The sequence below is a fragment of the Pseudomonas sp. RIT-PI-S genome, from assembly GCF_025642975.1.
Lineage (GTDB): Bacteria > Pseudomonadota > Gammaproteobacteria > Pseudomonadales > Pseudomonadaceae > Aquipseudomonas.
The window spans coordinates 194364-220032 of the sequence record NZ_JANZKJ010000006.1; the positions used below are offsets into that span (position 1 = coordinate 194364).

At 62.3% G+C, this 25669-nt stretch carries 26 protein-coding genes and 1 tRNA gene; 15 read left to right on the forward strand and 12 right to left on the reverse strand.

Features of this window, described 5'->3' with window-relative positions:
• Positions 1 to 32 precede the first annotated feature (32 nt).
• Positions 33 to 620: a YajG family lipoprotein gene (locus OGL93_RS11200; protein WP_263262708.1), complete on the reverse strand. Its 588-nt coding sequence runs from the start codon at positions 618 to 620 to the stop codon at positions 33 to 35.
• Positions 621 to 1347: 727 nt separating this feature from the next.
• Here OGL93_RS11200 and mqo point away from each other — a divergent pair.
• The gene (gene mqo, locus OGL93_RS11205; RefSeq protein WP_263262709.1) at positions 1348 to 2859 is read left to right on the forward strand and encodes a malate dehydrogenase (quinone); all 1512 of its coding nucleotides are present in this window, start codon (positions 1348 to 1350) and stop codon (positions 2857 to 2859) included.
• A gap of 59 nt (positions 2860 to 2918) precedes the next feature.
• On the opposite strand, the gene OGL93_RS11210 is transcribed toward mqo, so the two are convergent.
• The 3 genes from OGL93_RS11210 to OGL93_RS11220 all read right to left on the reverse strand — a co-directional run bounded on the left by OGL93_RS11210 (position 2919) and on the right by OGL93_RS11220 (position 4387).
• Entirely contained in the window at positions 2919 to 3209 is a 291-nt protein-coding gene (locus OGL93_RS11210) for a PA4642 family protein (protein ID WP_263262710.1), read from the reverse strand.
• A 62-nt stretch (positions 3210 to 3271) separates the two neighbouring features.
• Positions 3272 to 3745: a hypothetical protein gene (locus OGL93_RS11215; RefSeq protein ID WP_263262711.1), complete on the reverse strand. Its 474-nt coding sequence runs from the start codon at positions 3743 to 3745 to the stop codon at positions 3272 to 3274.
• A gap of 84 nt (positions 3746 to 3829) precedes the next feature.
• Positions 3830 to 4387 (reverse strand): hypoxanthine-guanine phosphoribosyltransferase, encoded by a 558-nt coding sequence (locus OGL93_RS11220; protein ID WP_263262712.1) that lies wholly within the window; start codon positions 4385 to 4387, stop codon positions 3830 to 3832.
• 151 nt (positions 4388 to 4538) lie between these two features.
• Between OGL93_RS11220 and upp the strand changes: the two genes are divergently transcribed.
• Both upp and OGL93_RS11230 read left to right on the forward strand, forming a co-directional pair.
• Entirely contained in the window at positions 4539 to 5177 is a 639-nt protein-coding gene (gene upp, locus OGL93_RS11225) for a uracil phosphoribosyltransferase (RefSeq protein ID WP_263262713.1), read from the forward strand.
• A 2-nt stretch (positions 5178 to 5179) separates the two neighbouring features.
• Positions 5180 to 6424: a uracil-xanthine permease family protein gene (locus OGL93_RS11230; protein ID WP_263262714.1), complete on the forward strand. Its 1245-nt coding sequence runs from the start codon at positions 5180 to 5182 to the stop codon at positions 6422 to 6424.
• Positions 6425 to 6573: 149 nt separating this feature from the next.
• Here OGL93_RS11230 and hemH read toward each other — a convergent pair whose 3' ends face one another.
• Together hemH and OGL93_RS11240 are read right to left on the reverse strand one after the other, a co-directional pair.
• On the reverse strand, positions 6574 to 7596 hold the full coding sequence (gene hemH / locus OGL93_RS11235; RefSeq protein WP_263262715.1) for a ferrochelatase: 1023 nt from the start codon (positions 7594 to 7596) through the stop codon (positions 6574 to 6576).
• A 15-nt stretch (positions 7597 to 7611) separates the two neighbouring features.
• Positions 7612 to 8514, reverse strand: a complete 903-nt coding sequence (locus OGL93_RS11240) for a TIGR01777 family oxidoreductase (protein ID WP_263262716.1) — start codon at positions 8512 to 8514, stop codon at positions 7612 to 7614.
• A gap of 201 nt (positions 8515 to 8715) precedes the next feature.
• On the opposite strand from OGL93_RS11240, the gene OGL93_RS11245 reads away from it, so the two are divergent.
• The 4 genes from OGL93_RS11245 (at position 8716) to phrB (ending at position 13205) form a co-directional block, all read left to right on the forward strand.
• Positions 8716 to 9702 (forward strand): FAD-dependent oxidoreductase, encoded by a 987-nt coding sequence (locus OGL93_RS11245; RefSeq protein WP_263262717.1) that lies wholly within the window; start codon positions 8716 to 8718, stop codon positions 9700 to 9702.
• 112 nt (positions 9703 to 9814) lie between these two features.
• Complete coding sequence (locus tag OGL93_RS11250; RefSeq protein WP_263262718.1) at positions 9815 to 10804, forward strand: DUF523 and DUF1722 domain-containing protein; 990 nt, start codon at positions 9815 to 9817, stop codon at positions 10802 to 10804.
• A 3-nt stretch (positions 10805 to 10807) separates the two neighbouring features.
• Positions 10808 to 11758 (forward strand): MerR family transcriptional regulator, encoded by a 951-nt coding sequence (locus OGL93_RS11255; protein WP_263262719.1) that lies wholly within the window; start codon positions 10808 to 10810, stop codon positions 11756 to 11758.
• A gap of 7 nt (positions 11759 to 11765) precedes the next feature.
• Complete coding sequence (gene phrB, locus OGL93_RS11260; RefSeq protein WP_263262720.1) at positions 11766 to 13205, forward strand: deoxyribodipyrimidine photo-lyase; 1440 nt, start codon at positions 11766 to 11768, stop codon at positions 13203 to 13205.
• Between the two features lie 5 nt (positions 13206 to 13210).
• Here phrB and OGL93_RS11265 read toward each other — a convergent pair whose 3' ends face one another.
• The 6 genes from OGL93_RS11265 to hemA all read right to left on the reverse strand — a co-directional run bounded on the left by OGL93_RS11265 (position 13211) and on the right by hemA (position 18580).
• Positions 13211 to 13729 (reverse strand): acyloxyacyl hydrolase, encoded by a 519-nt coding sequence (locus tag OGL93_RS11265; protein WP_263262721.1) that lies wholly within the window; start codon positions 13727 to 13729, stop codon positions 13211 to 13213.
• A 121-nt stretch (positions 13730 to 13850) separates the two neighbouring features.
• A complete protein-coding gene (gene murI / locus OGL93_RS11270; protein ID WP_263262722.1) occupies positions 13851 to 14651 on the reverse strand; it encodes a glutamate racemase in 801 nt (266 codons plus the stop codon).
• A complete protein-coding gene (locus OGL93_RS11275; protein WP_263262723.1) occupies positions 14644 to 15399 on the reverse strand; it encodes a molybdopterin-synthase adenylyltransferase MoeB in 756 nt (251 codons plus the stop codon). The genes murI and OGL93_RS11275 overlap by 8 nt, the downstream gene beginning before the upstream one ends.
• Positions 15393 to 16223, reverse strand: a complete 831-nt coding sequence (gene prmC / locus OGL93_RS11280; protein ID WP_263262724.1) for a peptide chain release factor N(5)-glutamine methyltransferase — start codon at positions 16221 to 16223, stop codon at positions 15393 to 15395. The genes OGL93_RS11275 and prmC overlap by 7 nt, the downstream gene beginning before the upstream one ends.
• A complete protein-coding gene (gene prfA / locus OGL93_RS11285) occupies positions 16224 to 17306 on the reverse strand; it encodes a peptide chain release factor 1 (protein ID WP_263262725.1) in 1083 nt (360 codons plus the stop codon).
• Positions 17303 to 18580: a glutamyl-tRNA reductase gene (hemA, locus tag OGL93_RS11290; RefSeq protein WP_263262726.1), complete on the reverse strand. Its 1278-nt coding sequence runs from the start codon at positions 18578 to 18580 to the stop codon at positions 17303 to 17305. The genes prfA and hemA overlap by 4 nt, the downstream gene beginning before the upstream one ends.
• A 176-nt stretch (positions 18581 to 18756) precedes the next feature.
• Here hemA and OGL93_RS11295 point away from each other — a divergent pair, with 176 nt between their 5' ends.
• From OGL93_RS11295 to ychF, 8 genes are all read left to right on the forward strand, one after another.
• On the forward strand, positions 18757 to 20484 hold the full coding sequence (locus OGL93_RS11295; protein WP_263262727.1) for a tetratricopeptide repeat protein: 1728 nt from the start codon (positions 18757 to 18759) through the stop codon (positions 20482 to 20484).
• 3 nt (positions 20485 to 20487) lie between these two features.
• On the forward strand, positions 20488 to 21105 hold the full coding sequence (lolB, locus tag OGL93_RS11300; RefSeq protein WP_263262728.1) for a lipoprotein insertase outer membrane protein LolB: 618 nt from the start codon (positions 20488 to 20490) through the stop codon (positions 21103 to 21105).
• 1 nt (position 21106) lies between these two features.
• Positions 21107 to 21958, forward strand: a complete 852-nt coding sequence (ispE, locus tag OGL93_RS11305) for a 4-(cytidine 5'-diphospho)-2-C-methyl-D-erythritol kinase (RefSeq protein ID WP_263262729.1) — start codon at positions 21107 to 21109, stop codon at positions 21956 to 21958.
• Positions 21959 to 21992: 34 nt separating this feature from the next.
• Positions 21993 to 22067: transfer RNA gene (locus OGL93_RS11310), tRNA-Gln, on the forward strand.
• Positions 22068 to 22112: 45 nt separating this feature from the next.
• Entirely contained in the window at positions 22113 to 23054 is a 942-nt protein-coding gene (locus OGL93_RS11315; RefSeq protein ID WP_263262730.1) for a ribose-phosphate pyrophosphokinase, read from the forward strand.
• A 132-nt stretch (positions 23055 to 23186) separates the two neighbouring features.
• Positions 23187 to 23789 carry a 50S ribosomal protein L25/general stress protein Ctc gene (locus tag OGL93_RS11320; RefSeq protein ID WP_263262731.1) on the forward strand — a complete coding sequence of 201 codons (603 nt, stop codon included), beginning with the start codon at positions 23187 to 23189 and terminating at the stop codon, positions 23787 to 23789.
• A 78-nt stretch (positions 23790 to 23867) separates the two neighbouring features.
• Positions 23868 to 24452, forward strand: coding sequence for an aminoacyl-tRNA hydrolase (pth, locus tag OGL93_RS11325; protein ID WP_263262732.1), 585 nt, complete (start codon positions 23868 to 23870; stop codon positions 24450 to 24452).
• Positions 24453 to 24473: 21 nt separating this feature from the next.
• Positions 24474 to 25574 carry a redox-regulated ATPase YchF gene (ychF, locus tag OGL93_RS11330; RefSeq protein ID WP_263262733.1) on the forward strand — a complete coding sequence of 367 codons (1101 nt, stop codon included), beginning with the start codon at positions 24474 to 24476 and terminating at the stop codon, positions 25572 to 25574.
• Positions 25575 to 25669: the final 95 nt, after the last annotated feature.

Below are 25669 nucleotides of genomic sequence, written 5' to 3' on the forward strand. Positions count from 1 at the left end.
TTCGCAGGCTGACAGTGCTTACAATCGGTGGATCATTGCTGCGACAGTTTCTGCCCGATGGTCGGGTCCTTGAACAACCGGGTCAGCGCGTCGCTAAGCACGTCGCTCACCAGCTTGGTGTTGGTCTCCTGGTTCGGCGCCATGCCGAAGCGCTGGTTCAAGGAAGCGTTGTAACGCCCGCTATAGCGGCCGCTGGAGTTCTGCACGTCGGCGCGGAAGGTGGCGCTAATGGTTGCCTCGGTGACGTACATGTTGTCCTTCGGCGATTGATACTTGAGGTCCGCCAGCGTCACGGTCAGCTGCGGCGCGTTATAAGCACTGGCATTCGGGGTGAAGCCCAGCAGCCGAACGGCAGCTTCGGCCTGGGCTTGCAGCTTGGGCAGCACGTCGGCACCGTTGACCGACACCGCGCTGGTTTCCGGGTACAGGCCGCCGCGGGTGCCCAGGGTCGGCGAGGCGCGGCCATCGACCACGCGAACCACCACAGGTTGCCCCTGGCCTACTGGCGCCAGTTGCTCGGTAATTTTTGGTTGCGGATTCAGCTGCTGGGGGCTGTTGGCACAGCCGGCCAATGTCAAGGCAGATGCGGCGATCAAACCGAACAACAGGCGAGGCAACATGCGCGAGATCTCCAGAATAAAAACGAAGCGGCAGTATAACGGAACGCCATTATCTGCTCATCAAAAGGACGGCGTACTTTCCTGCGAGGCTTCAAGACCTGCCGCAACGGGATGTTATTCGGACATCGCGCAAGTTTTGCCGGTTCCAGGAGCATTTTCCCCAGTTTGGCCGCTATAATCTCGCCCCGATTATAAGGACGTCTCCTGATCGGGCCCTGCAGCTTTGCCGACGCAACTTGTCGCTTCCAGCCGCGCCGACGGAGAGGCCTCCATCAGGTCAGCGGCGCGGTGTGCCTGCACTGTGCCGCTAACCCTCGGGGCTTCGCCAACCAGCTTCGCGGCGAACCTCACTTTGAGGTTTACGACTCCAAAAGAGCGTGAAAAACAACGGTTTTCACAACTTCACGAGAGTGTGGCGAGCAAAAACATGAATAACATTGCGTCAGCAATCAAAGCCTTAACGCCCCCGTTCCAGTCATCGCGCCGGGGTATCGCCTACCGGTGATCCTCTCTCGTCGCCACCCCCCGACCATTGGTCTATTGCCCCTGGCCTGCGCGCATGCGTTCATGGGCACACCATCGGTAGCGGGACACGCGGCGGCGCGAGCGCAGAAAAATCGGCCAAGGTGATTCGCTCACGGCTGTTACCTCGCCCAACGGCGGGCTCAGCGGAGCAACCCGGATCCCTGGCTGTCTATTTGATGCAGAAGATTTTGGAGATGCGTTAATGGCGCAGAACGAAGCAGTCGACGTAGTACTGGTGGGGGCTGGCATCATGAGTGCCACCTTGGCGGTACTGCTCAAGGAGCTCGACCCAGGGCTCCGGCTGGAAGTGGTCGAGGCAATGGATTCCGGCGCGGCGGAGAGTTCCAACCCTTGGAACAACGCAGGCACCGGGCATGCAGGGCTGTGCGAACTGAACTACACGCCGCAAGCGGCAGACGGTTCCATCGACATCAAGAAAGCCGTGCAGATCAACACCCAGTTCGAGGTCTCGAAGCAGTTCTGGGCCTACTTGATGGGCAAGGGCGCGTTCAGCTCACCGAAAGCCTTCATCAATCCAGTGCCGCACCTGAGCTATGTGGCCGATAGCGGCATTGCGTTCCTGAAGAAACGCTACGAGAGCCTCAAGCCACACCATGCCTTCGCAGACATGGAATACACCGAGGACCACGCCAAGCTGGTCGAGTGGATGCCATTGATGATGGATGGCCGCCCCACCAGCGAACGCCTGGCTGCCACGCGCGTGGCCAAGGGTACGGACGTCAACTTCGGCGCCTTGACCAACCTGCTGCTCGGCCATCTGGGCAAGGCGGGCGATGCACAGGTCAAGTATTCGAAGAAAGTCACCGGCCTGACTCGTCGCCAAGGCGGCTGGACGGTGGACGTCAAAGACGTGCACAGCGGCCATACCCGCCAGCTGGATGCTCGCTTCGTGTTCCTCGGCGCTGGCGGCGCGGCGCTGCCGTTGTTGCAGCTGTCAGGCATCGAAGAGAGCAAGGGCTTTGGCGGCTTCCCGGTGAGCGGCCAGTGGCTGCGATGCGACAACCCGGAGATCGTCGAGCGCCATCAGGCCAAGGTGTATAGCCAGGCCGCCGTCGGCTCGCCGCCAATGTCGGTACCGCACTTGGATACGCGCGTAGTGGACGGCAAGAAATCTCTGCTGTTCGGGCCGTATGCCGGCTTCACTACCAAGTTCCTCAAGCACGGCTCACTGATGGACCTGCCCCTTTCGGTACGCTTGGGCAACATCGGCCCAATGCTGGCGGTTGCCCGGGACAACATGGACCTGACCCGCTATCTGGTCAGTGAAGTGATGCAGTCGATGGAGCAACGGCTCGAGTCCCTGCGCCGCTTCTATCCACAAGCCAAGGCCGAGGACTGGCGCCTGGAAGTGGCTGGCCAGCGGGTGCAGATCATTAAGAAGGACCCGAAAAAGGGCGGCGTGTTGCAGTTTGGCACCGAGCTGGTGTCGGCCCGGGACGGGTCGCTCGCGGCATTGCTGGGCGCAAGCCCTGGGGCATCCGTGACGGTATCGATCATGCTGGAATTGATCGAGCGCTGCTTCCCCGAGCAATACCGATCCGAGGCCTGGACCGCCAAGCTCAAGGAAATTTTCCCGGCACGGGAAAAAGCCCTGGCAACCGATGCAGCCCTGTACCGTGAGGTGTTCGATCGCAGCAACGCGCAGCTGGAACTGGCCCCTGCGGGCGAGACTGAAGGCGAGCGTTACGCCTGATCGCTCAGGTAGCCTGCCTCGCCTTCGCCGCCGGCAAGGCGAGGCGCCCGCCAATGCCGTCAGGCGTTGGCGGCTTGTTGAATGATGGCGATGTATTCCTGAGCGTTGCGCTGGTCTTGAATCTGGGCAATGAAATCCTGCCCCTTCGCATCTTTTGCATGCAGGTCGTAGCCGGCTTCGATAAAGAAGGCCACGAAGCGCTCGAAGTCATCTATCCGCAAGCCACGGTACGCCTTCACCAGCTTATGCAAGGACGGCGGAGTATCGTCGGCCGGTTCTACCGCCAGGAACAGCTTGATCTGTTCATCACCGATCTCATCCCCGATCACCTGCTGTTTGTCTTTACGCATCTGCCTGCTCACCTTGTGGATAACCCGAGGCCGGGCAGTTTACCCCCCTGCCTCCTTGCCACTCAACGCGCCTTGATGCTGCCGGTGTGCACATCTGCCCAAACATGGCCATTGGGGTAGGTAAGGAACTGCACATACACCGGGTCGTTACGCAGCATGTCCATCAACACCCGGTATTGAGCCAGCGGGTAAGTCAAAGTGAGGGTGCTGTTTTCTTCATCGAGCGTCGGCCGCTTTAGGCTTTTGCTTTCCGCATCGAAGGTAATGAAAACCTGGGTAAGGCTGCCCCCTTTGTTCAGGGGCTTGCCCTTGAGCCGCAGGGTGACCGGCGCGGTCACCGGAATCGGTTGCTGGTTGGACAACCGCTGGTTGCCCGCCACCAGGGAAAATTCCGTCACTTGCAGCAGCAATTGCTGGTCTGGAGTGCCGCCGCGCAGCCCCTGCTCGTCGGGTGGAAGGTACTGTTCGTGCATGGGCGCGGCGGCCAATGGGAGGGAACAGGCGAGCAGTATCAGGGCAGGAAAAACATAGCGCATGGCGGGCTCCAGGGCGTGGCCCGCCAATGTAACACCAACCGGCTACGGGGAAATCCCTTGACTGGCTGGCACTAGGTAAATGGCTTACAGCCCCTTTACCGCATAGATTCCAGCGGCATTGCGCCAGTAGCCTTTGTAGTCCATGCCATAGCCGAAGATATAGCGGTCTTCGCAAGGCAGGCCCACGAAGTCGGCTTTCAGGTCCGGGCTGGCCTTGCGGTCGTGCTGCTTATCGATCAGCACGGCGGTGTGCACCGCGCTGGCGCCGGCGTGGTGGCAGAAATCAATGATCGCGCTAAGGGTATGACCTTCGTCGAGGATGTCATCGATGATCAGTACATCGCGGTCGATGAAGGAGATTTCCGGCTTGGCTTTCCAGAACAGGTCGCCGCCACGGGTTTCGTTGCGGTACCGGGTCGCATGGAGGTAGCTGGCCTCCAGGGGGAAGTCCAGATGCGTGAGCAGTTTGCCGGCGAAAATCAGCCCGCCATTCATTACGCAGAACACAACCGGGTTACGGTCAGCCAACTGCGCGCAGATCTGTTCACCAACACGGGCAATCGCGGCATCCAGCTCAGCTTCGGTGTAAAGGCAATCGGCTTCGCGCATGACTTGACGAATATGCTCGAGATCAGCGGACATGGCGCTCTCCAGGGGGGTTCCGGGTAAAAGGCGGCAAAGGTACGCACCTGGGCGAAACGAATCAAGCGTTTCTGGACTAACGTCCAGACAGCAGGCTGTGGATAGATTAATCTACCGCGCATTTTTCTGACCGCCCCGGAGACGTTTTCCTATGCCCATCCGCGAAATCCGCCACCCGTTGATCCGCCACAAGCTTGGCCTGATGCGCCGTGCCGATATCAGCACCAAGAATTTTCGCGAACTCGCACAGGAAGTAGGTGCGCTGCTGACCTATGAAGCGACCAAGGACCTGCCGCTGGAAACCTATGAAATCGAAGGCTGGTGTGGGCCGGTGCAGGTTGAAAAGATCGCTGGCAAGAAGATCACTGTAGTCCCGATTTTGCGCGCTGGTATCGGCATGCTCGATGGCGTGCTCAGCCTGATCCCCGGCGCCAAGGTGAGCGCGGTAGGCGTTGCCCGTAACGAGGAAACCCTGCAAGCCCACACCTACCTGGAAAAACTGGTGACCGGAATCGAATCGCGCCTGGCAATGATCATTGACCCCATGCTGGCCACCGGCGGTTCCATGGTCGCCACCATCGACCTGCTGAAAAAAGCGGGCTGCCGGGACATTCGTGCCATGGTGCTGGTTGCCGCGCCCGAAGGTATTGCCGCGGTCGAGCAGGCCCACCCCGACGTGCAGATCTACACCGCGTCCATCGACCAGCAGTTGAATGAAAACGGCTACATCATCCCTGGCCTTGGCGATGCCGGTGACAAGATTTTCGGTACCAAGCAGAAGGACGCCTGAGCATGCGGGACGAATTCAACGACCCGCTTTGGCGCCAGGTGTTGTCTGGCGCGCAGATGCTCTTCGTCGCCTTCGGCGCATTGGTGCTGATGCCACTGATTACCGGCCTGGACCCCAACGTGGCGCTGTTCACCGCGGGGCTCGGCACGCTGCTGTTCCAACTGGTGACCGGTCGCCAAGTCCCGGTGTTCCTGGCATCGAGCTTCGCGTTCATTACCCCGATCATCCTTGCCAAGGGGCAGTTCGGCCTCGCCGCGACCATGGGTGGGGTAATGGCCGCGGGCTTCGTGTACACCTTCCTCGGCCTTGCGGTGAAAATCAAAGGCACCGGGTTTATCGACCGCCTGCTGCCGCCGGTGGTCATTGGCCCGGTGATCATCGCGATCGGCCTGGCGATGGCGCCGATTGCCGCCAACATGGCCATGGGCAAGGCGGGCGACGGTACCGAGTTGATCCCCTATCGAACCGCCATGTTGATTTCCATGCCGGCGTTGCTGACCACGCTGATCGTGGCGGTGTTTGGCCGCGGCATCTTCCGTTTGGTGCCGATCATCGCTGGGGTGCTGGTCGGGTTCGCGCTTGCGTTCTGGTTTGGTGTGGTGAACACCGCGCAAATCGCCGCGGCGCCTTGGCTAGGTATCCCGCACTTCACCGCCCCGGAATTCAACCTGCAGGCGATCCTGTTCATCGTGCCTGTGGCGCTGGCACCGGCGATCGAGCACATCGGCGGGGTGATTGCGGTAGGCAGCGTGACCGGCCGCGATTACCTGCGCACGCCGGGCCTGCACCGCACCTTGCTCGGTGACGGCCTTGCCACTACCGCCGCCGGCCTGTTCGGCGGCCCGCCCAACACTACCTACGCCGAAGTGACCGGGGCGGTGATGCTGACCAAGAACTACAACCCGAAAATCATGACCTGGGCTGCAGTGTTCGCCATCAGCCTGGCGTTCATCGGCAAGTTCGGCGCCCTGCTGCAAAGCATCCCGGTGCCGGTGATGGGGGGCATTCTGTGCCTGTTGTTCGGCTCGATCGCGGCGGTGGGCATGAACACCCTTATTCGCCATCAAGTCGACCTGAGCGAAGCGCGAAACCTGGTCATCGTTTCCGTGACACTGGTGTTTGGCATCGGCGGCGTACTGATCGGAACCGGCCCCGGCCCAAGCGACTTCGGCCTCAAGGGCATCGCCTTGTGTGCGCTGGTGGCCATTGCCTTGAACCTGCTGTTACCCAGACGCCGCGATGCTTGATCCCCGGCGGCGTTGCCACGGGTCGCTGTAGGCGATTCATGGTTGCCCGCGGGCCAACCCGCAGCGGCGCGGCTTGCCGGCGACAGGCGCATACGGAGCTGCGCCCGATCACGGTCAAGCCCGGCTGCTACGGCCCTGGCGCCAGCCCCCTACCGGGGCAACGCCTCGCACAGGCCGGTGAGTGCATCGGCCCATTGCGGGTTGTCATTCAAGCAAGGCACCAGGACCAACTCCTCCCCCCCAGCCTCACGGAACTGCTCGGCCCCGCGGATGCCGATTTCTTCCAGGGTTTCGATACAGTCGGCCACGAACGCCGGGCACATCACCAACAGCCGCTTGACCCCCTGCGCAGCGAGGGCGTCCAGGCGCGCGTCGGTATAGGGCTCGATCCATTTGTTCTTGCCCAGCCGAGACTGAAACGATACCGACCACTTGCCATCCGGCAGCCCCATCTGTTCGGCGAAGGCCTGGGCGGTGCGAATGCACTGGCCGCGATAACACACTGCTCGTTCCGCCGGCGAGGCGTCGCGGCAGCAGTCGGCATCGGTCAGGCAGTGCCGGCTGCCCTTGGGCAGGCGTTTTTTGATATGGCTTTCCGGTAGGCCATGAAAGCTCAACAACAAGTGGTCGAAGTCATGCTCCAGCCAGGGGCGAGCACTGGCAACCAAGGCCTCGATATAGCTGGGCTGGTGATAGAACGGTGGCAGCACCTTCAGGGTGAGCTTAAGCCCCTCCTCGGCCACGACCTTGCGGGCGACTTCCAGTGCCGTAGTCACGGTGCTGTCGGCAAACTGCGGGTACAGCGGCGCCAAGGTGATGGTTTGCATCCCACGAGCGGCCAGGTCGCGCAACGCGCCCTCGATGGAGGGTTCGCCATAGCGCATGGCAATCTCCACTGGGCCGTGCGCCCAACGCGGGGCCATTTGTGCCTGTAAGCGGCGGGTCAATTCGATCAGCGGCGAGCCTTGGTCCCACCAGATAGATGCATAAGCATGGGCTGATTGCTCGGGCCGCTTGAGCAAGATCAGCGACACCAGCAACCGTCGCAGCGGCCAGGGAATGTCGATGACGTAAGGGTCCATCAGGAACTGGTTGAGATAGCGCCGCACCGCTTCGACTTCAGTCGAAGCAGGAGAACCCAAATTGATCAGCAGCAGTGCGTGGTTGGTCATGCGTCGTCCTAAAATTCAGCGGCGGCGGAGCAGCTCATCCAGCGCGCTTTGCAGGTCATGGAAAGCAAAGGTAAAACCGGCCTCTTCCAGCCGGCCGGGCCGCGCCCTTTGGCCGCCAAGCAGCAACCCCGAAAGCTCTCCCAGGCAGGCCCGCAGCACTGGCCCCGGTAACGGTAACAGGGCCGGGCGGTGCAAGGCCTTGCCTAGCCGCTTGGCGAACTCGCGGTTGCGCACCGGGCGCGGAGCGCAGGCATTATAAGGACCGCTGGCGGTTTGACTGTTCAACAAAAAATCAATCGCCGCTATTTGATCGTCGATGTGAATCCAGGGCATCCATTGCCGCCCGCTGCCCACCGGGCCACCCAACCCCAGGCGGAAGGGCTTGAGCAAATGAGCCAGCATGCCACCCTCGCTGCTCAGTACCAGGCCGGTACGCAGCAGCACCACGCGGATGCCCAGGGCTTCGGCGCGTTGAGCGGTTTCTTCCCAGGCAATACACAGTTGGCTGGCGAAGTCCTCGCTTACAGGAGGCGAGCTTTCATCCAGCTGGCGCTCGCCGCCGTCGCCATACCAGCCGATCGCCGAGCCGGAAATCATTATCCGTGGCCGCTGCGGTTGTACATCCAGCCACGCCAGCAATTGCTCGGTCAACGCGATGCGGCTGGCCCAGAGCACATTCCGGCGATGGCGGGTCCAGGGCCGTTGGGCGATCGGCGCGCCGGCGAGGTTGATCACTGCATCCACCGGCTGGCTGCGCAGTTCCTCCAAGGCGCCGATCCCCCGCACGTGAGCTCCGCAGAGGCGCGCGACCTGGCCCGGCTGCCGGCTCCAGACAGTGACCTGGTGGCCCTGGGCTGACCAATAACGACACAGATGAGTGCCGATCAAGCCGGTACCGCCCGTCAGCAGGATATGCATGGCGTGTTTCTCCTTATGGCCAAAACCCAGTCTTTGCTGGTCTATTTTTGTGCAAGCAAGGCACTAATGATCGAGGTCGATCTCAGATTAACCATAGGACGACACAGAGAAGACCAAAGGACTCGTACTTATACTCGTTCTTCCGATTGTACAGCTTCAACATTCGTAGCCTGGCGGTCGGAAACCAGTAAAGAGGGCATTATGACTGTACCCATCGCAATCATCGGCGCCGGCATCGCCGGGCTCTCCGCGGCCGGAGCACTGGTGAAGGCAGGCCACACCGTCCATATCTTCGAAAAAGGCAAAGGCCCTGGCGGGCGTATGGCGAGCAAGCGCAGCAATGCCGGCCCGCTGGACTTGGGCGCCCAGTACTTCACCGCACGCGACCGCCGCTTCGTTGCCCAACTCCAGCAATGGCAGGCTCAAGGCTGCGTGGCAGTGTGGGCCCCCACGCTCTACCAAGCCCAAGGCGGGCAATTGCGGCCCTCTCCAGATGAGCAAACCCGTTGGGTAGGTGCGCCGCGCATGAGTGCGCTGACCCGCGCGATGATCCAGGATCTTCCGGCCGTCTATGGCTGCCGTGTGGCTGAGGTATTTCGCGGTAAAGAATATTGGCACCTGCTCGATGCCGAGGGTGAAAGCCACGGCCCTTTCAGCCATGTAGTGTGCGCAGTTCCCGCACCTCAGGCAGCTACGTTGCTGGCCGCGGCGCCGAAGCTCGCAGCGGTTGCCGCCGGAGTGAAGATGCATCCCACCTGGGCCGTGGCGCTGGGCTTCGACAAGCCCCTGCAAACCTCGATGCAAGGCTGTTTCGTCCAGGACAGCCCCCTTGACTGGCTGGCCTGCGACCACAGCAAGCCGGGCCGTGACAGCAGCCTCGATACCTGGGTGCTGCATGCCACCAGCGAATGGAGCCGGCAACACATCGACCTCAGCCACGAAGCTGTCACAGAGCTGCTCTATGGCGCCTTCGCCGAAATCATCGGCTGCGCCGTGCCCGTTCCCACCTTCTCCCTCGCCCACCGCTGGCTATATGCCCGGCCCGCCAGCAACCATGAGTGGGGCGCGCTCGCCGATGGCGACCTGGGTCTCTATGCCTGCGGCGACTGGTGCCTGTCGGGGCGGGTCGAAGGCGCCTGGCTCAGCGGCCAGGATGCCGCCCGGCGCCTGCTCGAGCATCTGGAATAGGGTCCTCGCTCCGCTGCGCCCGCCGGCGGGCGTGATTGGCAACTTTCGGTGGAACCTATGGCCGGGCTGCTGTACAAACTCAGTAGCCTGTACAATTTTCTTCGAGGTAGCCATGCGGGAGTGCCCTTCTTCCGACCTTCCGGCCTTGCCCGAGGGTTTCCGCCCCAAGCTTGCAATCAGCGCCTGCCTGATCGGTGAAGAGGTCCGCTATAACGGCGGGCACAAGGCGTCGCAGTTCTGCACCCGGGTATTGGCCGAGCACGTGGACTTCGTACCGGTTTGCCCTGAAGTCGCCGTCGGTCTCGGTGTTCCGCGCCAGCCCATACGGCTTGTAGGCGATGCCGCCCAGCCACGGGCACTGGGCAGCGTGACGCCTTCGCTGGACGTCACAGCGCCACTGGCTGAATACGGTGAGCGGATGGCCGCCTCGCTGAGCGGCGTGTCAGGCTATATTTTCATGCATAAATCCCCCTCCTGCGGCCTGGAGCGGGTAAAGGTTTACCGCGAAGACGGCGTGCCGGGCCCGGACGGCGGCCGCGGGCTATATGCACAGGCCTTCTGCGCAGCGCGCCCAGATCTTCCCGTGGAAGAAGACGGCCGTTTGTGTGATCCGGTGTTGCGGGAGAACTTTCTCGTGCGAGTTTACGCCTACGCTCAATGGCAACACTTGCTCGCTCACGGCTTGACCAAGGGCAGGCTGCTGGCCTTCCACGCACGGTACAAATATCAACTTATGGCCAACCACCCTCAGCACTATAAAACCCTCGGCCGTTTGCTGGGGTCCATGGGCCGTGACCAAGCAGAGACAATCGCCCCGCACTATTTCAGCGCTCTCATGGCAGCACTGAGCCGCTGTGCGACCCGAGGGACCCACAGCAACGTGCTCCAGCATATCGCCGGGTACTTGCGAGGTTCGCTGGACCGCGCAGGCCGCCAGGAGCTGGAACAGCTCATTGCCCAATACCGCAACGGCGTGGTTCCACTGGTGGTGCCGCTGACGCTTCTCAAGCATCTGTTCCGGCTTTATCCGCATCCCTACATCGCCGGCCAGGTCTACCTGCAGCCACACCCTGAAACCCTCAGCCTACGCAACGCGATCTGATCAATGAATGCTCTCCCTGAATCTACCCTGCCCGACCAGGAACCAGCCGCCGAAACGTTGCCGCGCAATGCTGTTGCCCTGGGCTGGCTGCCTATTCGTGAAGTGGCACGGCGCACAGGGGTCAACCCGGTAACGCTCCGTGCCTGGGAGCGGCGCTATGGGCTTATCGTGCCGCAGCGCACGCCCAAGGGGCACCGCTTGTATTCCCCCGACCACCTGGAGCGCATCCAGAAGGTCATTACTTGGCTCAACCGCGGCGTGTCGGTAAGCCAGGTCAAGGCGCTGCTCGATACCCCCGAGCAACGGCTGCAGGCACCCGCGCCCAGCGACTGGTTGCCGCTGCGCGAAACCCTGGTGCAGGCGATCGCCGAACTGGCCGAACGGCGCCTGGACGAGCAACTGAACCAGGCCATGGCGCTCTACCCGCCCAGCACACTGTGCGAGCACTTGCTGTTGCCGTTGCTGGGCGACCTGCATGTGCGCTGGCAGCAGCAGTTCGGGGCCCACCTGGAGCGGGCGTTCTTCCATGGTTGGCTGCGCAGCAAGCTAGGCACCCGGCTTTATCACAACAATCGCCAACTGAGCGGCGCACCGCTGCTGCTGGTCAAGCACAGCGACATGTCCTTCGACCCGGAATTGTGGCTGACAGCCTGGCTGGCGAGCAGCGCCGACTGCCCGGTGGAAGTGCTTGACTGGCCACTGCCGCCCAGCGAACTGGTGCTGGCGGTGGAACGCCTGTCTGCGCGAGGGCTTGTGCTGTATGCAGGCCGCCCATTGCAACTCGAAGGGCTGGGGCGGCAACTTGCCAATTGCCCCTGCCCGGTGTTGCTGGCTGGCCCGGCAGTGATCATTCACGGCCCGGCCATTCGTGAACGAACCGACTTGCGCGACCTTCTGCTGGCCAGCGATCCCCTCGCCGCCCACTTGGTACTTCGCCAGCACCGCCTGATCTAGGATTTCCATGACCTCCACGCATGATCGCCAGCTCGTCTGGCTGCGTACCGACTTGCGCATCGAAGACAATTCCGCCCTGCTTGCGGCGTGTAGCAGGGGCCCTACCCTGGCGCTCTTTGTGATAAGCCCGGAGCAGTGGCGCGAGCATGATGAAGCGGCCAGTAAAGTGGACTTCTGGCTGCGCTCGCTCGCCGAATTGCAACAGCAGTTGGCCGGCCTGAACATCCCGCTGCTGGTTCGCCAGGTGACGCACTGGCGGGACGTACCCGCTACCTTGCTCGAACTCTGCGGCAGGCTGGCCATCGCGGCCGTGCACTGCAACGAGGAGTATGGGCTCAACGAGCGGCGCCGGGACGAAGCGGCCAGGCAGGCATTGGAGGCCTCCGGCATCGGGTTCAACAGCTACCTAGACCAAAGCCTTTTCGCGCCCGGCAGCGTGCTTACCCGCACTGGCGGCTATTATCAAGTGTTCGGCCAATTCCGCCGCGCCTGCCTTGAACGGCTTCGCCTGGGAATTCCGGCCGCGGCTTCAACGCCGCGGCCCCAGGCACCTATGGAGCTCGCCAGCGATCCGGTACCTGAGGCCGTGGAAGGGTTCGCGCCGCCTTCGGCACAGCTGCGGCAACACTGGCCAGCCGGTGCCAGCGAGGCCCACCGTCGACTGCAGGCGTTCACCGACGACGCCATTCACGATTACCACTACGCCCGCGACCTGCCGGCGCGGCCCGGCACCAGTGAGTTATCTACATACCTGAACGCCGGTGTGATCTCGATACGCCAATGCTTGCATGCGGCGTTGATGAGCAACCAAGGGGAGTTGGATAGCGGCAGCGTGGGGGTCACGACCTGGATCGGCGAATTACTGTGGCGGGAGTTCTACAAACATATTCTGGCGGGATACCCCAGGGTCTCGCAGCACCGTGCGTTTCGTCAGCATACCGAAGCACTGCCCTGGCGCGATGCACCAGACGACTTCGCAGCCTGGCAAGAGGGCCGTACCGGCATCCCCATCATCGACGCGGCCATGCGCCAACTCAAGGCACTGGGCTGGATGCACAATCGGTTGCGGATGATCAGCGCCATGTTCCTGAGCAAAAACCTGTTGATTGACTGGCGCTTGGGCGAGCGGCATTTCATGCAGCATTTGATCGACGGCGAGTTGGCGGCCAACAACGGTGGCTGGCAATGGAGCGCCTCTACCGGAACTGATTCGGTACCGTACTTTCGCGTGTTCAACCCGGTTAGCCAGTCCGCGCGCTTCGACCCACAGGGCGTGTTTATCAAGCACTGGGTGCCGGAGCTGCGCGACCTCAGCCCCAAAACCATCCACAACCCACCCAGAGGGCAGGAGCTCTTCGGAGCCTTGGATTACCCGCCGCCGTTGGTAGACCTTGGCGAGAGCCGAGCGCGGGCGCTCTCGGCTTTCAAGAATCTACCGCGGCGTTGAGGCAATCAGAGCGGCATGCGGTAGTTCAGCGAATAGGCTTCGATGCCGTCGTTTGGCTCTTTGATGCTGCCGTTGGAGTAGTGGATAGCGCGCACGCTAACCTCATGGCCGCCGGCGAAGCGGACGCCCAGGCCCAGGCGATCTTCAAAGTTGAAGGCCGAGCCGAACTTCTGGTCTTCGATCTGGGTTTGCGAGAACAGGGATACGCCGATGCCCGCCTCGACGAAAGGCTTCACCGAGCCATTACCGAACTCGTAAACGAACACTGGGGCGAACGACAAGCTGTTGTTGCCTGAGTGCTCGTCACCTTGCCAGTAGGTATAGGCGCCGTCCCAGTAGCCGGTCAGATGCCCAAGGTTGCTCTGCCACCAGGTCTTGTCCCAATCCGACTGCACACCTACACGGTAAACCATGGTCGTTTGCCCGGTATGACCGACGGAAAACGATACGCCGGCCGCTTGAGCGGACAGGCTGTGCCCCAGAACCATGGCTGCAACGGCGGCCAGACCCAACATTCTCTTCATGAGGACATCCTTTTTTCGATTTTTTTATCAACGGTTGTGCGGTCAGCAAAAACGCTGCGAGTTAGAAATCACAAACAATTTGTAAGTTCAGGCTTACAGGACATTTTTTTTCACAACTTTTTCACGTTCCGAGCGGTTCCACAAGTTCGGAATTCATCCCAAATGCTTGTAGGACGTTTCGGAAGTCGTTGACATCCCCTGAGGTCCAGTACCGCGTTGGGCCGCACGCCTGCAGATTCGATAGCCCGGCCTGCGTCAACAGACGTTGCAGGTGCCGGGCCACGGCGGCGCCCGTGTCTACCAGGGCTACGTCTGGAGGTAACAACTCGGACAACAATGGCTTGAGAAAAGGATAGTGAGTGCAGCCAAGGATGAGGGTGTCGCAGCCGCCAGCCAGCAGCGGCTGGAGGTAATGCGCCAGCAGCGCACGCAACGGCGGGCTGCTCAGGTCCCCCTGCTCGATTCGCTCCACCAGCCCGGGGCCTGGCTGGGTCAGCACGGTGACATCGGCGGCAAAGCGGTCCAGCAACGCAGCGAAGCGTGCGCTCTGCAGCGTGCCGGTAGTTGCCAACACACCGACGATGCCGTTGCGCGTAGCCATGGCTGCTGGCTTGACCGCCGGCTCCATGCCAATGATCAGCCAATCAGGGTAGCGCTCGCGCAGGTCCGCCGCCGCCGCTGCAGTGGCGGTGTTGCATGCCATCACCAGCGCCTTGGCGCCTCGTTGGCGAAAAAATTCGGCGATAGCCACGCAGCGCTCACGGATGAACTCAGGCGTTTTTTCCCCGTAAGGGATGTGCCCGCAGTCCCCGGCATAGAGAAGGTGTTCATTGGGCAGCAGCCGCTGTATCTCGGCCAACACAGACAAGCCACCTACTCCGGAATCGAATACGCCTACCGGCGCGCTCGACCGCTCAAGCATGGCGCACCTTGCACACCGGGCACTCGGGGTCGCGCTTGAGCCGTAGCTCGCGGAAGCGAGTGGTGTAGGCGTCGACCAGCAGCAAGCGGCCAATCAAAGGCTCGCCAAAGCCGGCCAGCAGCTTGAGTGCTTCGAGCGCTTGCAGGCTCCCCAGCATTCCAACCACCGGGCCCAATACGCCTGCTTCGCTGCAGGTGAGATCGGCTTCGCTGCCGTGGCCGTACAGGCAGTGGTAGCAGGGGCTGTGTTCGCGGCGCGGATCGAACACGGACAACTGCCCTTCAAGACGGATCGCCGCGCCGCTGACCAGCGGCCTGCCCAAGGCAAAACAGCTGGCGTTCACCGCCTCCCGGGTGGCGAAGTTGTCGGAGCAATCGATGACGAGGTCCACCGCCGCTACTGCTTCGGCCATGAGCTCGGCCTCGAGCGGGTTCGGGCAGGTGACGAGCTCAACGCAAGGGTTGATCGCGCGCAATCGAGCCGCAGCCGACTCCACCTTCAGCAGGCCGATGCTGGCGGCGTCATGCACCACCTGGCGCTGCAGGTTGCTCAGGTCCACCCGGTCGAAATCGGCGAGGTGCAGCGCTCCCACCCCCGCCGCGGCCAGGTACATCGCCACCGGCGAACCCAGACCGCCGAGACCCACGATCAACACCCGGCTGGCCTTTAGCTTGAGTTGCCCGGCGACATCGACCTGAGCGAGCAGGATCTGCCGGCTGTAACGCAGCAGCTCCTCATCGCTCAGCATGTGAGGCGCCCTAAGGTGACGCGCTGGTGCCCGGCGAGGTCCTCTTGGCTTTCGATCTGCTCGAACCCGTGCTTGGCGAGCAATTCGCGCACCTGCGCGGCTTGGTCGAAGCCGTGCTCGAGCAGCAGCCATCCCCCAGGCGACAAGTGCTCGGGGGCCATGGCGATGATCTGGCGAATGTCGTCGAGGCCATCGTCACCCGACACCAGAGCGCTCGAAGGCTCGAAGCGCACGTCTCCTGCACCCAGGTGTGGATCGGCGGCGGGAATATACGGTGGATTGCTGACGATCAGGTCGAACCGCTCATCCACGAGGGCGCTGAACCAGTGGCTGGCGCGCACGCTGACATTGGCGAGCTTGAGCCGCAGCCTGTTGCGTTCGGCCAGCGCGACCGCTTCGGGCACGCGGTCCACGGCAACTACCTGCCACCCGGCCCGCTCGCTTGCCAGCGCCAGGGCGATGGCCCCGGTACCGGTGCCCAGGTCCAGCACCCTGGCTTGTTCCAAAGGTAGGCGGCGCAGTGCCAGCTCTACCAGCAATTCGGTTTCCGGCCGGGGAATGAGTGTGTGCGGGGCCACTTCCAGGTCCAACGACCAGAAACCCTGCTGCCCCAGGATATAGGCCACCGGCTCACCCTGGCGGCGACGCTCCAGGTAGCCGGCGAACACTTGCGCCGATTCGGTGCCCACGATGCGTTCGGGCCAGGTGCGCAGATAGCTGCGGCTCTTGCCCAGCGCGGCCGCCAGCAGCAGCTCGACATCGAGCCGCGCGGTGGGCGATTCGGGAAGCTGCGCGTCGCGCAGCAAGCTGGCAATGATGGTCATTCAGTCACCCAAGGCCGCAAGTTGATCAGCCTGGTATTCAGCCAGCAAGGGTTCGATAACCGCATCGACGCCACCTGCGAGGATTTCATCCAACGAGTAAAGGGTGAGGTTGACCCGATGGTCGGTCACTCGCCCTTGCGGGAAGTTATAGGTGCGGATGCGCTCGGAACGGTCACCAGAGCCCACCAGCAGCTTACGTTCGCTGGCGATCGCGCTCTGCGCCGCGCTGGTTTGCATGTCGTTGAGCTTGGCCGACAGCCAGGACATCGCCCGGGCGCGGTTCTTGTGCTGGGAGCGCTCTTCCTGGCATTCGACCACGATGCCGGTGGGCAAGTGGGTGATGCGGATGGCCGAGTCCGTCTTGTTCACGTGCTGGCCACCAGCGCCGGACGCCCGGTAGGTGTCCACTCGCAAGTCCGCCGGGTTGATCTCGATCGCCACCTGCTCGTCTGGCTCAGGCAACACCGCCACGGTGCAGGCGGAAGTGTGAATGCGTCCCTGGGACTCGGTTTCCGGCACACGCTGCACGCGGTGCGCCCCGGACTCGAACTTGAGCTTGGCGTAAACGTTATCGCCCTCGACCCGGGCGATCACCTCTTTATAGCCGCCATGCTCGCCTTCGTTTTCCGACAGCACCTCGACGCGCCAGCCGCGTTTCTCGGCATAGCGCGAATACATACGGAACAGGTCGCCGGAGAAGATCGCCGCTTCGTCGCCACCTGTGCCCGCGCGGATTTCCAGGAACACGTTACGGCCATCGTTCGGGTCCTTCGGCAACAGCATGCGCTGCAGGCCGTGTTCGAGGTCGGCAAGCCGCTGCCTGGCCTCGCGCACTTCCTCTACGGCCATTTCACGCAGGTCCGGGTCGCTGTCCTTGAGCAGCGCTTGCGCGCCTTCGAGATCGGCCTGCACCTTGCCCCACTGGCGGAAGGCTTCGACCACCGGCTCCAGCTCGGCATACTCGCGCGAGCACGCGCGGAAGCGGCTCTGGTCGGCGATGATTTCAGCATCGCCAAGCAAGGCAGTCACTTCCTCGTAGCGCTCCTGGAGGGTTTCGAGTTTGTTGAGCAGTGACGCTTTCATTGCGGGGGTCTGTCCGTGGCGCCCTCATCGAGGGCAAACAATTCTTGGGCCATGGCCAGCGCATCGAGGCGGCCTTCGGCGGAAAGTTTCTTGAGCTGCACGCTCGGCGCATGCAACAGCTTGTTGGTCAGCCCACGCGCCAACTGCGCGAGGACCTCTTCGGCGTTGCCGCCATTGGCCAGCAAGCGCTGAGCCTTTTGCAATTCCTCGTCGCGCAGGCGCTCACCCTGTTGGCGGTAAGCGCGCAGCACATCTACCGCGGCCAGCTCGCGCAGCCGCGCCATGAAGTCACTTACCCCTCCGGCAACCATCTCCTCGGCGGCCTGCGCGGCGCCCTGGCGGCTCTTGAGGTTCTCGGCGACGACTTCATGAAGGTCGTCGACGCTATACAGGTACACGTCGTCCAGCTCGCCCACTTCCGGCTCTATATCGCGTGGAACGGCGATATCCACCATGAAGATCGGCTTGTGCCGGCGCTGCTTGAGCGCGCTCTCGACCGCACCCTTGCCCAGGATCGGCAACTGGCTGGCCGTGGAGCTGATCACGATGTCGCTGTGGACCAGCTCCTGGGGGATGTCCGCCAGCAGCACCGCGTGGGCGCCGAACTCTTCGGCCAGCACCTTGGCGCGCTCGAGCGTCCGGTTGGCCACCACGATACGCTTGATCCCCTGCTCGTGCAGGTGCCTGGCCACCAGCGTGATCGTTTCGCCGGCGCCGATCAGCAGGGCCTGGCTGCGCTGCATGTCAGAAAAGATCTGCTTGGCCAGACTGACCGCGGCAAACGCCACCGACACCGGGTTTTCGCCGATGGCGGTATCGGTGCGCACCTGCTTGGCGGCACTGAAGGTAGCCTGGAAAAGCCGCCCTAGCAGCGGGCCGACCGTCCCGGCCTCACGCGCCACCGCGTAGGCGGACTTCATCTGCCCGAGAATCTGCGGCTCGCCCAGTACCAGGGAGTCCAGCCCTGCGGCGACCCGCATCATATGGCGCACCGCGTCGGCGTCTTCGTGCACATAGGCACACGCGCGCAGGTCCGCCGCGCTCAGCCGGTGGTAATCGGCCAGCCATTCGAGCACCGCCTCGGCTTCGGCACGGGATTGCTCGATGTACAGTTCGCTGCGGTTGCAGGTAGAGAGGATCGCCGCTTCGCGGGTACCGGTGCGCTGGCACAGCTGCTGCAACGCCTCGACCAGCTGCTCGGGGGTGAACGCCACGCGCTCGCGCACGTCTACCGAAGCGGTCTTGTGGTTGATACCGAGGGCGAGGAAGGCCATGCAATGTCGCTGAAGGAGATCTTGAGCCGGCGATTGTCCTACTTCATCAAGCTCAGAACAACCACCGTACTCTATTGTCCCAATAGACGGACGAGATAAAGCCGCTCATATGGGTTTGCCATACGGCTTGTGTCATCATGCCCCCCACCGCAGGTTAGCCGCTCGATTTCTCCTTTATGAAAAAATCCCCCGCGTTGCTTCTCGCCCTCGCCATGCTCGGAGGCTGTCAAAACTGGGCAGCGACTCGCGAGGCAGCGGCCCCTGCCGCCGCCGAGGCGCCCACTCCTGCCCCTGCCCCGCCGGTGGCGTATGGCTCATTCAGCGAAGAAACGCTTTATAGCCTGCTGGCCGCGGAACTCGCCGGCCAGCGCAACCGCTTCGACATTGCCCTGGACAACTACGTCACCCAGGCCAACAAGACCCAGGACCCCGGCGTGGCCGAACGCGCCTTTCGGATCGCCGAATACATGGGCGCGGACCAGTCCGCCCTGCAGACCTCGCTGATCTGGGCCCGTACCGCGCCGAACGACCTCGACGCCCAGCGCGCCGCGGCGATCCAGCTGGCGCGCGGTGGACGGTATGACGAGTCCATGGCCTATATGGAGAAAGTGCTGCAGGGCAAGGGCGATACCCATTTCGACTTCCTCGCCCTTTCGGCCGCGGAAACCGACCAAGCCACCCGTGACGGGCTGCTCCATGGGTTCGAACGCTTGCTCGAGAAGTACCCCGGCAACGGCCAGCTGATCTTCGGCAAGGCGCTATTGCTGCAACAGGATGGCAAGGCTCAGGAGGCCCTGACCCTGCTGGAGCGCAGCCCGCCACAGGATGGTGAAATCGCCCCGCTGCTGCTGCGCGCGCGCCTGCTGCAAAACCTCGACCGCGGCGCAGAAGCCGTCCCCCTCCTGGACAAAGCCGTGCGCAAGGCCCCGGACGACAAGCGCCTGCGCCTGGCCCTGGCACGTACCCTGGTAGAACAGAACCGCATCGACGAAGCGAAGGTGCAGTTCCAGGTGTTGGTACAGCAAAACCCGGACGACGACGAGTTGCGCTATTCGTTGGCCTTGGTATGCCTGGAAGCCAAGGCGTGGGACGAGGCCGAGGGCTACCTCAACGACCTGGTCGAACGCGGCGCCCATGTGGATTCCGCCCACCTTAACCTTGGCCGCGTGGCCGAGGAGCGCAATAACCCGCAACAGGCGCTTGAGCAGTATGCGTTGGTGAGCCCAGGCACCGATTATCTCCCGGCGCAGCTGCGCCAGGCCGATATCCTCATTGCCAACGGGCAGGCGGCCGAAGCTTCCCGGCGCCTGGCGGCGAGCCGGGCCGCGAACCCGGAGTACGCCGCACAGCTATACCTGGTCGAGGCCGAAACATTGGCCGACAACAACAAGGTAGAGCCTGCCTGGACCGTACTCGAGCATGCCCTCAAGCAGTACCCGGACGACTCCAGCCTGCTTTATACCCGGGCCATGCTGGCGGAAAAGCGCGGCGACCTTGGCCAGCTCGAGCGAGACCTGCGCAGTATCCTGCAGCGCGAGCCAGACAACGCCATGGCGCTCAATGCGCTGGGCTACACGCTATCCGATCGCACCGACCGTTTCGCCGAAGCCAAGGCGCTGATCGAAAAAGCCCATCAGCTCAATCCGGAAGACCCCGCCGTGCTCGATAGCCTGGGCTGGGTGAATTTCCGCATGGGCAACCTGGCCGAAGCCGAAACCTTCCTGCGCCAGGCGTTGGAGCGCTTCCCCGACCACGAAGTGGCGGCTCACCTGGGCGAAGTGTTGTGGGCCCGGGGCAAGCAACGCGAAGCCCGCCAGGTTTGGGGCAATGCCCTTAAAGACCAACCCGACAGCCCTGTCCTGCGCAGCACCTTGCTGCGCCTCACCGGTTCCGAGAAGCTTTGACCCATGTTGTTGCGCCATTGCCTGACCTTCACCCTAGTCGCCCTCCTCGCCGGCTGTGCCGGCCTCGGCCCGAAAGAGGCCGTGCAGGGCCAGGGCAACCCGCAAACGTGGCGCGACCACAAGGACCAGACCGCCAGCGTGGATGGCTGGGAAATCAACGGCAAGGTGGGCATCCGCGCACCGAGCGACTCCGGTAGCGGCACCCTCTACTGGCTGCAGCGCAACGATTACTATGACATTCGCCTCTCCGGCCCCTTGGGCCGAGGCGCTGCGCGGCTGACCGGGCATCCCGGCGAGGCCACCCTGGAGGTGGCAAGCCAAGGCCGCTATCAAGCCGCGAGCCCTGAAGACCTCCTGCAGCAGCAGCTTGGCTGGCGCTTGCCGGTGGCCAACCTGGTGTATTGGGTCCGCGGCCTGCCCGCGCCCAAAGGCAAAAGCACCGTGGTGCTCGATGGCGACAGCCGCCTGGCCCGGCTGGAACAGGATGGTTGGACGGTGGAATACACCCGCTACAGCCAACAAGGCGAATACTGGCTGCCTGAACGCCTGAAACTGCATGGCCAGGACCTAGACGTGACTCTGGTGATCAAGGACTGGCAGCCGCGCCAGCTCGGGCGCTGACATGCCCCTGCCACGGCTGACGCTACCCGCCCCCGCCAAGCTCAACCTGATGTTGCACATTCTTGGCCGCCGCGCCGACGGTTATCACGAGCTGCAGACCCTGTTTCAATTTCTCGACTATGGCGACGAGCTGGACTTCGCCGTGCGCGAGGATGGCCTGATTCAACTGCATGGCGCCCTCGACGACGTACCCCATGACAGCAATCTGGTCGTCAAGGCCGCGCGGAAGTTGCAGGCCGAAGCCGGCACCCGCCTGGGCGCGGATATCTGGCTGCGCAAAGTGTTGCCCATGGGTGGCGGAATTGGCGGTGGGAGCTCGGACGCCGCCACCACCTTGCTGGCGCTCGACCATCTATGGAAATTGAAGTGGAGCGAGGACCGGCTAGCCGCACTAGGCCTCACCCTGGGCGCCGATGTTCCCGTATTCATTCGGGGCAGAGCCGCGTTTGCCGAGGGTGTGGGCGAAAAACTGACCCCAGTGGAACCCGCCGAGCCGTGGTATCTCGTGCTCGTTCCGCAAGTATCTGTAAGTACAGCAGAAATTTTTTCAGATCCGCTGTTGACACGTGACTCTCCCGCCATTAAAGTGCGCTCCGTTCTCGAGGGAAACAGTCGAAATGACTGCCAACCGGTGGTCGAGAGGCGTTACCCAGATGTTCGTAACGCTTTGAGTTTGCTAAGTAAATTTACTCAAGCTAAACTCACCGGAACTGGAAGTTGTGTGTTTGGGGCCTTCCCAAACAAAGCTGAAGCTGATAAAGTTTCGGCCCTTCTGACAGAGACCCTCACAGGGTTTGTAGCAAAGGGAAGCAACGTTTCGATGTTGCATCGCAAGCTGAAAACTCTGTTCTAAGAAACGAGTGCCCGGCACTCGGTTGATCCGCCACAGGGGCGTCGCCAAGCGGTAAGGCAGCAGGTTTTGATCCTGCCATGCGTTGGTTCGAATCCAGCCGCCCCTGCCATTTTCTATACTCATCCAGGTATACCCCAGCCGGCAGGTACTGCGCGTGTCCAAGATGATGGTCTTTACGGGGAATGCTAACCCCGATCTGGCTCGGCGTGTCGTACGTCAGCTGCATATTCCACTGGGTGACGTCTCCGTCGGTAAATTCTCCGATGGTGAAATCAGCGCTGAAATCAACGAAAACGTTCGCGGTAAAGACGTTTTCATCATTCAGCCGACTTGCGCACCAACCAATGACAACCTGATGGAACTGGTCGTGATGGCAGATGCCTTCCGCCGTTCTTCTGCGTCGCGTATCACCGCTGTCATCCCCTACTTCGGCTATGCCCGCCAGGACCGTCGTCCTCGTTCGGCCCGGGTAGCGATCAGCGCCAAGGTGGTTGCGGACATGCTGACCGTGGTCGGTATCGACCGCGTGCTCACCGTGGACCTCCACGCCGACCAGATTCAGGGTTTCTTCGATATCCCCGTCGACAACATCTACGGCTCGCCCGTGCTGGTAGACGACATCGAAGATCAACGCTTCGAAAACCTCATGATCGTGTCCCCGGATATCGGCGGTGTGGTGCGTGCTCGCGCTGTCGCCAAATCCTTGGGCGTGGATCTGGGCATCATCGACAAGCGTCGCGAGAAAGCCAACCACTCCGAAGTGATGCACATCATCGGTGACGTGGAAGGCCGTACCTGCATCCTGGTCGATGACATGGTCGATACCGCAGGCACCTTGTGCCACGCGGCGAAGGCTCTGAAAGATCACGGCGCTGCCAAGGTCTACGCCTACAGCACCCACCCGGTACTGTCTGGCCGTGCGATCGAAAACATTGAAAACTCCGTGCTGGACGAACTGGTGGTGACCAACACCATCCCGCTGTCCGCCGCGGCGCAAGCGTGCTCGCGTATCCGCCAACTGGATATCGCACCCGTCATTGCCGAAGCGGTCCGCCGCGTCAGCAACGAAGAATCGATCAGCGCGATGTTCCGCTAAGGCTCGAGCCTTCGGAAGTCGAACTGACGAACATGCCCCGCCCCGACGCCTGTCAGGGCGGGGCTTTTTTGCCCTCACTACCTGGCGCTGGTCGCAAACGCTGGGTAGGACGGGGCCAACTGGAGAAACAACATGACCGATTTTATCCTTAACGCCGAAGCGCGTTCCGACCTGGGGAAAGGTGCGAGCCGCCGCCTGCGTCGCCTCGCGGCCCAAGTACCTGCCGTTGTATACGGCGGCGAACAAGCGCCTGAATCCATCACCTTGCTGGCCAAAGAAGTCGCCAAGCTGCTGGAAAACGAAGCAGCCTACGCTCACGTCATCGAGCTGACCGTTGGCGGCACCAAGCAGAACGTCGTGATCAAGGCCCTGCAGCGTCACCCAGCCAAGGGTCACGTAATGCACGCTGACTTCCAGCGCGTGGTTGCTGGCCAGAAACTGACCGCCAAGGTCCCGGTTCACTTCATGAACCAGGAAGCCGCGGCCAAGAAAGGCGGCGAAATCTCGCACGTCGTTTCCGAGCTGGAAATCACCTGCCTGCCGAAAGACCTGCCTGAGTTCATCGAAGTGGACCTGGCCAGCGCCGACGTCGGTACCATCATCCACCTGTCCGACATCAAGGCGCCTGCTGGCGTTGAGTTCGTCGCACTGGCCCACGGCAACGACCTGGCTGTCGCCAACGTCCACGCGCCGCGCGTACCGGTTGAAGATGCAGGCGAAGGTTCGGCTGAGTAATCAGTGACCTGTGCGGAGGGCTAGCTGGCGCATGGCGTCGCTACCCTCTACATAAGCTTCCAGATAAGAGCCCTTGACGTGACCGCCATCCAGTTGATCGTCGGCCTGGGAAACCCAGGCGCCGAATACGAACAGACCCGGCATAACGCAGGGGCTTTTTTCGTTGAGCGCATCGCCCGAGACCAGAACGTCACCCTGGTCCCCGAGCGCAAGTTTTTTGGCCTTGTGGCGCGCTTCAGCCATAAGGGCCAGGATGTTCGTCTGTTGATCCCTACCACCTACATGAACCGTAGCGGGCAGGCCGTCGCCGCCCTCGCCGGCTTCTATCGCATCGCGCCTGAAGCGATACTGGTGGCCCACGACGAACTCGACATTCCCCCAGGCGTTGCCAAGCTCAAGCAGGGCGGCGGCCATGGTGGGCACAACGGGCTGCGCGACATCATTGCGCAGCTGGGTAACCAGAACAGCTTCCATCGCCTGCGGCTTGGCATCGGCCACCCGGGCGACGCCAGCAAGGTGTCGGGCTTCGTGCTGGGGCGCGCGCCACGCGCCGAGCAGGAAAAACTCGACGCCAGTATCGATTTCGCCCTCGGCGTGCTGCCAGACATTCTCGCCGGGGACTGGCCCCGGGCGATGAGAGAACTGCATAGCCAAAAGGCCTGACTCCACGAAGAGGGTTGTACCATGGGTTTCAATTGCGGCATCGTCGGCCTGCCTAACGTGGGCAAGTCCACCCTGTTCAACGCGCTGACCAAATCCGGTATCGCGGCGGAAAACTTCCCGTTCTGCACCATCGAACCGAACAGCGGCATCGTGCCCATGCCCGATTCGCGCCTCGAAGCCCTGGCGGCCATCGTAAAACCCAAGCGGATTCTGCCAACGACCATGGAGTTCGTGGATATCGCCGGCCTGGTGGCGGGGGCGTCCAAGGGTGAAGGCCTGGGTAACAAGTTTTTGGCGAACATCCGCGAAACGGACGCCATTGCCCACGTGGTGCGCTGCTTCGAAGACGAGAACGTGATTCACGTGTCCAACAGCGTGGACCCCAAGCGCGATATCGAGATCATCGACCTGGAGCTGATTTTCGCGGACCTCGACAGCTGCGAGAAGCAACTGCAGAAAGTCGCCCGCAATGCCAAGGGTGGGGACAAGGACGCGCTGGCCCAGAAGGCCGTGCTCGAGCGGTTGATCCCGCACTTCACCGAAGGCAAGCCTGCCCGCAGCCTGATGCAAACCATGAGCACGGACGAGAAGCAGTTGATCCGTGGCTTCCACCTGCTCACCAGCAAGCCGGTGATGTACATCGCCAACGTGGCCGAAGACGGCTTCGAGAACAACCCGCACCTGGACGTGGTCAAGGCTATCGCCCAGGAAGAAGGTGCGATCGTGGTACCGGTGTGCAACAAGATCGAAGCAGAAATCGCCGAACTCGACGACGGCGAAGAAAAGGACATGTTCCTCGAAGCGTTGGGCTTCGACGAGCCTGGCCTGAACCGGGTGATCCGCGCCGGTTACTCGCTGCTTAACCTGCAAACCTACTTCACCGCCGGGGTGGAGGAAGTTCGCGCCTGGACGGTACGCGTGGGTGCGACCGCACCCCAAGCCGCTGGCGTGATCCATACCGATTTCGAGAAAGGCTTCATTCGCGCCGAGGTGGTCGCCTATGACGATTTTATCCAGTACAACGGCGAAGGCGGCGCCAAGGAAGCCGGCAAGTGGCGCCTCGAAGGCAAGGAATACATCGTCAAGGACGGCGATGTGATGCACTTCCGGTTCAACGTATAAGCCCTCGCCCGCACTGCGGGCTGTACAAAAAACCCTCGAGGCCTGCGCTTCGAGGGTTTTTTATTAGGCAAGAAGTGCAGTACAGGAAGCTGCCG